Raw genomic sequence first — 7,710 nt, forward strand, 5'->3', positions numbered from 1 at the left:
CATCACCAGCACCGAGCCCTCGGCCACGTTGTCGCCGACCTTGACCTTGACTTCCTTGACCGTGCCGCCCTGCGGCGAGGGCACGTCCATCGTCGCCTTGTCCGATTCCAGCGTGACCAGCGCATCCTCGGCGTTGATCGTATCGCCCGGCTTCACGTGGACTTCAATGACGGGAACGGCGTCGTAGTCGCCGATATCCGGCACCTTGATTTCAATCGCTTGACTCATTCAGTGTCTCCTGGACAGGACGGCGCGCGTGACTACAAGCAACAAGAGCGTCGAGTTTACTTTGACGCACGTGCCTTGTCACGCCGCGGCGCCCCGGCCATTTACTGGACAGCGCCCAGGCAAGTCCCGGGCGACCCGGGCGCGGCGTTGCCGTGCCCGGGGGTTCGCGGGAGTGACAGCCGGATCAGACCGTCATCGGGTTCGGCTTGTTCGGGTCGAGGTTGTACTTCTTGATGGCCTCGGCGACCTTGTCGCGCGGGATGGCACCCTCGTCGGCAAGCGCCTTCAGGGCGGCCAGCGTGACCCAGTGGCGGTCCACCTCGAAGAAGTGGCGCAGCTTCTCGCGGGTATCCGAGCGGCCGAAGCCGTCGGTGCCCAGCACCACGTAGCGGCGCGGCACGAACGGGCGGATCTGCTCGGCGAAGGCGCGCACGTAGTCGGTCGACGCGATCACCGGACCGCGCACCGACTTCAGGCACTGGGTCACGTGCGATTCGCGCGGCGTCTCGGTCGGATGCAGCAGGTTCCAGCGCTCGGCGGCCTGGCCTTCGCGGGCCAGCTCGGTGAAGCTCGGGCAGCTCCACAGGTCCGACTCGACGCCCCAGTCCTTCTTCAGCAGTTCGGCGGCGGCGATCACCTCGCGGAAGATCGTGCCCGAGCCGAGCAGCTGCACGCGCGGGGCGTTGCTGTTCTCGGCGCCCTTGCGGAAGGCGTACATGCCCTTGACGATGTCCTTTTCCACGCCAGCCGGCATTTCCGGATGCTCGTAGTTCTCGTTCATCACCGTCAGGTAGTAGTACACGTCCTCCTGCTCGGCGTACATGCGGCGCAGGCCGTCCTGCATGATCACCGCCAGTTCGTACTGGAAGGTCGGGTCGTACGAGATGCAGTTCGGGATCACCGCGTGGAACACGTGCGAGTGGCCGTCCTCGTGCTGCAGGCCTTCGCCGTTCAGCGTGGTCCGGCCCGAGGTGCCGCCCAGCAGGAAGCCGCGCGAACGCATGTCGGCGGCGGCCCAGCACAGATCGCCGATCCGCTGGATGCCGAACATCGAGTAGTAGATGTAGAACGGGATCATCTGCACGCCGTGCGTCGAGTACGACGTGGCGGCCGCGATCCAGTCGCACATCGCGCCGGCTTCGTTGATGCCTTCCTGCAGCACCTGGCCAGTCTGCGATTCCTTGTAGAACATCAGCTGGTCATGGTCTTCCGGCACGTACTTCTGGCCCTGCTGGTTCCAGATGCCGATCTGGCGGAACAGGCCTTCCATGCCGAAGGTGCGCGACTCGTCCGGAACGATGGGCACCACATGCTTGCCGATCTGCTTGTCCTTGAGCAGCGTGTTCAGGATCCGCACGAACGCCATCGTGGTCGAGACCTCGCGGCCCTCGCCGGTGGCCTTGAGCAGCGCCGAGAAGGCCGACAGGTCGGGCACCGGCAGCGGATCGGCCTTCTGGCGGCGCGTCGGCAGGTAGCCGCCAAGCTCCATGCGGCGGGCGCGCATGTATTCGAGTTCCTTCGAGCCTTCCTCGAAGGTCAGGTACGGGACTTCTTCCAGCTTGTCGTCCGGCACCGGCAGATTGAACTGGTCGCGGAAGCGGCGGATCGCCTCGACCGGCATCTTCTTCTGCTGGTGCGTGATGTTCATCGCCTGGCCGGCATCGCCCATGCCGTAGCCCTTGATGGTCTTGGCCAGGATCAGCGTCGGCTGGCCCTTGTGCTCGGTGGCGGCCTTGTAGGCGGCGTAGATCTTGTGCGGATCGTGGCCGCCGCGGTTCAGGCGCCAGATGTCGTCATCGGACCAGTCGGCCACCATCGCCTTGAGCTCGGGCGTGTTGAAGAAGTGCTCGCGCACGTAGGCGCCGTCCTTGGCCTTGAAGGTCTGGTACTCGCCGTCGACGCACTCCATCATGCGCTTCATCAGCAGGCCCTTGGTGTCGCGCGCCAGCAGCGAATCCCAGCGGCTGCCCCAGACGACCTTGATCACGTTCCAGCCGGCGCCGCGGAATTCCGACTCCAGTTCCTGGATGATCTTGCCGTTGCCGCGCACCGGACCATCCAGGCGCTGCAGGTTGCAGTTGATGACGAAGACCAGGTTGTCCAGCTGCTCGCGGCCGGCCATGCCGATCGCGCCCAGCGATTCCGGCTCGTCGGTCTCGCCGTCGCCGAGGAAGGCCCAGACCTTGCGGCCCTCGGTGTTGACCAGGCCGCGGCTCTGCAGGTACTTCATGAAGCGGGCCTGGTAGATCGCCATGATCGGGCCCAGGCCCATCGACACGGTCGGGAACTGCCAGAAGTCCGGCATCAGCCACGGGTGCGGGTACGACGAGATGCCCTTGCCGTCGACTTCCTGGCGGAAGTTGTCGAGCTGCTCCGCGGTCAGCCGGCCCAGCAGGAAGGCGCGTGAATAGACGCCCGGAGCCGAGTGGCCCTGCACGAAGACCAGGTCGCCGCCGTGCTTGTCCGACGGCGCATGCCAGAAGTGGTTGTAGCCGACGTCGTACAGCGTGGCCGCCGACGCGTACGACGAGATGTGGCCGCCGACGTTGGTGTGCTTGTTGGCCCGCAGCACCATCGCCATCGCGTTCCAGCGCGAGTACGAACGGATGCGGTGCTCGATGTCCTGGTCGCCCGGGATGCGCGCCTGCTGCTCGACCGGGATCGTGTTGATGTACGGGGTTTCCGCGTGGAACGGCTGGGTGACGCCATTGACGCGGGCATATTCGATCTGCTTGTCGATCAGGAAGGCCGCGCGCTCGCTACCTTCCGCGCCGATCACGCCCTGCAGGGCCTCCAGCCATTCTTGGGTTTCCTGCGGGTCGGCGTCGTTGGCGCCGGCTGCGCCGAGGATCTGCTCTGGTACGGCTGACATGGATCGTCTCCTGTGGAATGCGTGCGCCAGCAACGGCCGCTTTCGTGGGTGGCTGGCCTGGCGCTGTCTGACGGGGGTGCGGAGCGAGGCGTGGATGGGCGGATGGGCTGGCCTGTCGCCGGCGTGTCGCTGACACCCGGACAAGGTCCGACCGTCTTCCTCCCGCATCGTTCGGTCGGCACCGATTCTATGGAAGGCGATTTCTCAGCACAAGCGAAATTTTCAAATTACGGTATCGTTTCTCATGATGCGAAATATTGCCGCAACGCACCACGAGGCCGCCAGCCGCGCCCCCACGCGGCCTGCGGGCAGACGGAGCGCGGCGCGTGCCGCATAGGCGCTTTCCCCAAGCGACGCACTGCAGCAATCGAGCTACACTGCCCGGTCAGTCGTCAATCCCATCATGCTGTCCATCCACCGCCTCGTCCGCCGGCTGCTGCCGGCCCTCCGCCTGCCGATGATTCCCCCCGCCGCCGATGCCTCCCGCGATGCCGGCGGCGCCGGGATCCCTGGCGGCGGCCCCGGCGCGATCGACCAGTTGAGCGCGCTGACGCCGCTGGACGCGCTCGAGGGGCTGGGCCCCGCCGACGAGGCCGCCGACGGCCGCCCCTTCACCGGCCCGCCGCGCGGCCTGTGGTGGCTGCGCTGGCGCAACCTGGTCGCGACCAGCTGGTTCATGTTCATCCCGCTGGTGGCGATCGTGCTGTTCTCCGGCGCGATGGGCGTGATCCTGTGGTCCCTGCACGAGACCGAGCGCCAGCAGCAACGCGACGCGCTGTATCGCGACGCCGCCTGGGCGCAGCAACGCGTGCGGCTGTCGTTGCTGAGCAATCAGGACCAGCTCGCCTCGCTGGCGCGCGACATCGCCGCCGCGCAGCTCGACCAGCGCGCCTATCGCACCGCCGCGCAGGAGGTGCTGCGCGAGAATCCGGAGATCGTCTTCATCAACTGGCTCGACGCCACGCGGCGCGCGCGCTGGTCGCTGCCTTCCACGTCGGAATTCGCCGCCCGGCTGCGCGAGACGCCGGAGCAGCCGCTCGAACCCGACGTGCTCGACACCTTCGACACCGCGCGCGAGACCCAGCGCGTGGTCTATTCGCGCCCGCTCGTCAACGAACGCGGCGACAGCTTCATGCTGATGCAGGTGCCGATCGTGCGCGACAACGAGTTCCTCGGCACGCTGGGCGCGCTCTATTCGATCAACGGCATCCTGACCCACCTGCTGCCGCCCGAGCTGACCGAGCGCTACCGCTTCTCGCTGATCGACAAGAACAACCAGCTGCGCGCCAGCACCTCGCTGCGGCCGGTGCCGGCCACCGCGCTGTCGTACGAGGTGCTGCTCGACCCGCCGGGCCATTCCCTGTCGCTGCGCGCCGATGCCTATCCGCCCGCGTCGAACCTGCCCAACAACATGCTGCTGTGGCTGGTGGTCGGGCTGTCGTGCTTCCTGCTGTGGAGCCTGTGGAGCATGTGGCGGCATACCAGCCGCCGCTCCGAGGCGCAGCGCGCGCTGCTGGCCGAGACCTCGTTCCGCCGCGCGATGGAAAACTCGATGCTGATCGGGCTGCGCGCGCTCGACCTGAACGGGCGCATCACCTATGTGAACCCGGCCTTCTGCCGCATGACCGGCTGGCAGGAGCACGAACTGGTCGGCCGCGTGCCCCCCTTCCCCTACTGGCCGCCCAACGACCAGCAGGAGATGCAGCGTCAGATCGATCTGACGCTGCAGGGCAAGTCGCCCACCGGCGGCTACGAGATGCGCGTGATGCGCCGCGACGGCACCAGCTTCTTCGCCCGCATGTATGTGTCGCCGCTGATCGACAGCCGCGGCCGCCATACCGGCTGGATGAGCTCGATGACGGATATCACCGAGCCCAAGCGCGCGCGCGAGGAACTGGCCGCCGCGCACGACCGCTTCACCACCGTGCTGGAAAGTCTGGATGCCGCGGTGTCGGTGCTCGCCACCGACAAGCCGGAGCTGCTGTTCGCCAACCGCTATTACCGGCAGCTGTTCGGCTGGGAGCCCGAGGGGCATCTGAAGCTGGCCGGCGGCGAGGTCGAGCAGGAGCAGGTCACCAGCGACCATACCGATTTCGTCGACGCCTACGCCGGCCTGCCGGCCTCCGAGCTGATGCCGTATGCGTCCGACGCGCGCGAGATCTTCGTGCCGGACATGCAGAAGTGGTTCGAGGTGCGGCGCCGCTATATCCAGTGGGTCGACGGCCATCTGGCGCAAATGCAGATCGCCACCGACATCACGGTGCGCAAGGCGGCCGAGGAAATGGCCCGCCAGCACGAGGAACGCCTGCAGTTCACCAGCCGCCTGACCACCATGGGCGAGATGGCCTCGTCGCTGGCGCACGAACTGAACCAGCCGCTGGCGGCCATCAACAACTACTGCATGGGCGCGGTGGCGCGGCTGCGCTCGGGGCGCAGCACGCCAGAGGACCTGATGCCGATCCTGGAAAAGACCTCGGCCCAGGCGGTGCGCGCCGGCACGATCATCAGCCGCATCCGGGGCTTCGTCAAACGCAGCCAGCCGCAGCGGCGCGAGACCGCGCTGCACGATATCGTCGCCGACGCGGTGGGGCTGGCCGATATCGAAGCCACGCGCCGCCGCGTGACGATCCTGACCCGGCTGCCGCCTCCGCCGGTCACGCTCTATGTCGACCCGGTGCTGATCGAGCAGGTCCTCGTCAATCTGCTGAAGAACGCGGTCGAGGCGATGTCGGGCCTGCCGGCGATGCGCGCCGCGGGCGTGGTGCGGCTGCACGCCCGCATCGACCAGGGCGAGCTCGGCCAGACCGTCTGCATCGACGTGATCGACCAGGGTCCGGGCGTGGACGAGGCCACCAAGGAACGGCTGTTCGAGCCTTTCTTCAGCACCAAGTCCGACGGCATGGGCATGGGCCTGAATATCTGCCGCTCGATCATCGAGTCGCACCAGGGCCGGCTGTGGGTCGAAAACAATGCGGACGGCATCGGCTGTACGTTTAAAATCATGCTGCCGCTGGAGCCGGAGGTTGCCGATCAGTGAGCGCCCTCGATGAGGGCAGATCGGCAGGGCCGGATCGGCAAGACCATCGGAGAACCGGCCGCCCCGCTGCCCCCGCCGTGGCGGGTGTGCGGCGCAGGCGGCCGGAGTTACACTAGCCGAATCGCACAGACGCAGCATCAGGAGACTTCATGACCGTAGCGCCAAACCCCACTCCCCACCGCGGCGAGACCGTCTTCATCGTCGACGACGATGAAGCGATGCGCGACTCGCTGACCTGGCTGCTGGAGGGCAATGGCTACCAGGTTCGCAGTTTCGCCAGCGCCGAGCAATTCCTGGCCGCCTACGATGCCAACCAGGTCTCCTGCCTGATCCTGGACGTGCGGATGCCCGGCATGAGCGGCCCCGAACTGCAGGAACGCATGATCGCGGAGAACATCCATCTGCCGATCGTCTTCATCACCGGCCACGGCGACGTGCCGATGGCGGTATCGACGATGAAGAAAGGCGCGATCGACTTCATCGAGAAGCCGTTCGACGAATCCGAGCTGCGCGCGCTGGTCGAGCGCATGCTGCAGAAGGCCAGGGCCGATCATTCGGCCGCGCGGGAGCAGCGCGCCGCGCAGGACCTGCTGGGCAAGCTGACCACACGGGAACAGCAAGTACTGGAGCGCATCGTCGCCGGACGCCTGAACAAGCAGATCGCCGACGACCTGGGCATCTCGATCAAGACGGTGGAGGCGCATCGCGCCAACATCATGGAAAAGCTCAACGTCAACACCGTGGCCGACCTGCTGCGGCTCGCGCTGTCGCGCAACAGCTGATCGGCGCCGGCGGATCCTTTACGTCAGATCCGCTCGCTCTTCCCCGGCTGCCGTCCTTCCTCACCTCGTTCCTCCCCATCCCTTCAGGCCACCGCCCGGCACCACGCCGGGCGCTGGCCGGTCCTCGAAAAAGCTAGCGTTCCGGCGGTTCCGCGACAGCGTGCGCGACGGCCGCCGAGCATCGTTCGGTTCCCCGGGCGCGGTCCGCCGTTGCCGTTCCGGCTTGGCCGCTCCCGCTCTTCCCCTGCCGGAGCCGACCGATGCTGAACCCCTCGCCACTCGCGCCGTCCTCACCGTCCTCACCGTCCTCGTCGAACGCCTTCAGCGCACCTGCCGGCCACGCGGTGGCAGCCGAAACCGCGCGCCCATGGCTGACGCTGCTGCCGCAATCGATCCTCGAGCACGTGCTCGACTTCCTGTCCCTGCATGACCGCGTCACGCTGGAGCGCAAGGCCTGCCATGCGCTGAGCCGGAGCCTGCGGGCTCGCGCCGCCGTCGACGGCGCGCTGATGCAGGTGACCGACATCTGGTCCGCGGCATCGCTGCGGGCGCAGCTGGGCGTCCTGCCGCAGTCCAACCTGCCTGCATTCGGACGCGCCCAGGTAATGGCCGGCATGCTGTCGCGCCTGCCCGAATTGCCGCGTGGCGAACGCTGGAGCGCCATCGAAGCGGTACTCGACCGACTCGATACGGTGTCCGGCGCGGCCGGGCCGGTGCTGGACGCGCTGGCCGCCTGCATCGCGGACCCGCTCACCAGCGGCGAGCTCGACGAAGCGCAGTGGATGCGCCTG

At 67.3% G+C, this 7,710-nt stretch carries 5 protein-coding genes; 3 read left to right on the plus strand and 2 right to left on the minus strand.

What is annotated here, in order from left to right; genetic code table 11:
* Together AC6EI8_RS21980 and aceE are read right to left on the minus strand one after the other, a co-directional pair.
* Window positions 1–228, minus strand: a 228-nt coding sequence (locus AC6EI8_RS21980; RefSeq protein WP_498382878.1) for a biotin/lipoyl-containing protein, incomplete at its 3' end; no start/stop codon positions are given.
* Window positions 229–412: 184 nt separating this feature from the next.
* A complete protein-coding gene (aceE, locus tag AC6EI8_RS21985; RefSeq protein WP_149318912.1) occupies window positions 413–3,100 on the minus strand; it encodes a pyruvate dehydrogenase (acetyl-transferring), homodimeric type in 2,688 nt (895 codons plus the stop codon).
* 403 nt (window positions 3,101–3,503) lie between these two features.
* Between aceE and AC6EI8_RS21990 the strand changes: the two genes are divergently transcribed.
* The 3 genes from AC6EI8_RS21990 to AC6EI8_RS22000 form a co-directional block, all read left to right on the plus strand.
* Window positions 3,504–6,137: a PAS domain S-box protein gene (locus AC6EI8_RS21990; RefSeq protein WP_149318913.1), complete on the plus strand. Its 2,634-nt coding sequence runs from the start codon at window positions 3,504–3,506 to the stop codon at window positions 6,135–6,137.
* A gap of 149 nt (window positions 6,138–6,286) precedes the next feature.
* The gene (locus AC6EI8_RS21995; RefSeq protein WP_006578226.1) at window positions 6,287–6,919 is read left to right on the plus strand and encodes a response regulator transcription factor; all 633 of its coding nucleotides are present in this window, start codon (window positions 6,287–6,289) and stop codon (window positions 6,917–6,919) included.
* A 260-nt stretch (window positions 6,920–7,179) separates the two neighbouring features.
* The coding region (locus tag AC6EI8_RS22000) for an F-box protein (RefSeq protein ID WP_498382879.1) at window positions 7,180–7,710 on the plus strand (531 nt) is incomplete at its 3' end.

Source organism: Cupriavidus sp. R6-3, assembly GCF_059772245.1.

Bases quoted from the DNA above. Each gene is read 5' to 3' on its own strand.
- aceE (WP_149318912.1), bottom strand. From the start codon at position 3,100: ATGTCAGCCGTACCAGAGCAGATCCTCGGCGCAGCCGGCGCCAACGAC.
- AC6EI8_RS21990 (WP_149318913.1), top strand. From the start codon at position 3,504: ATGCTGTCCATCCACCGCCTCGTCCGCCGGCTGCTGCCGGCCCTCCGC.
- AC6EI8_RS21995 (WP_006578226.1), top strand. From the start codon at position 6,287: ATGACCGTAGCGCCAAACCCCACTCCCCACCGCGGCGAGACCGTCTTC.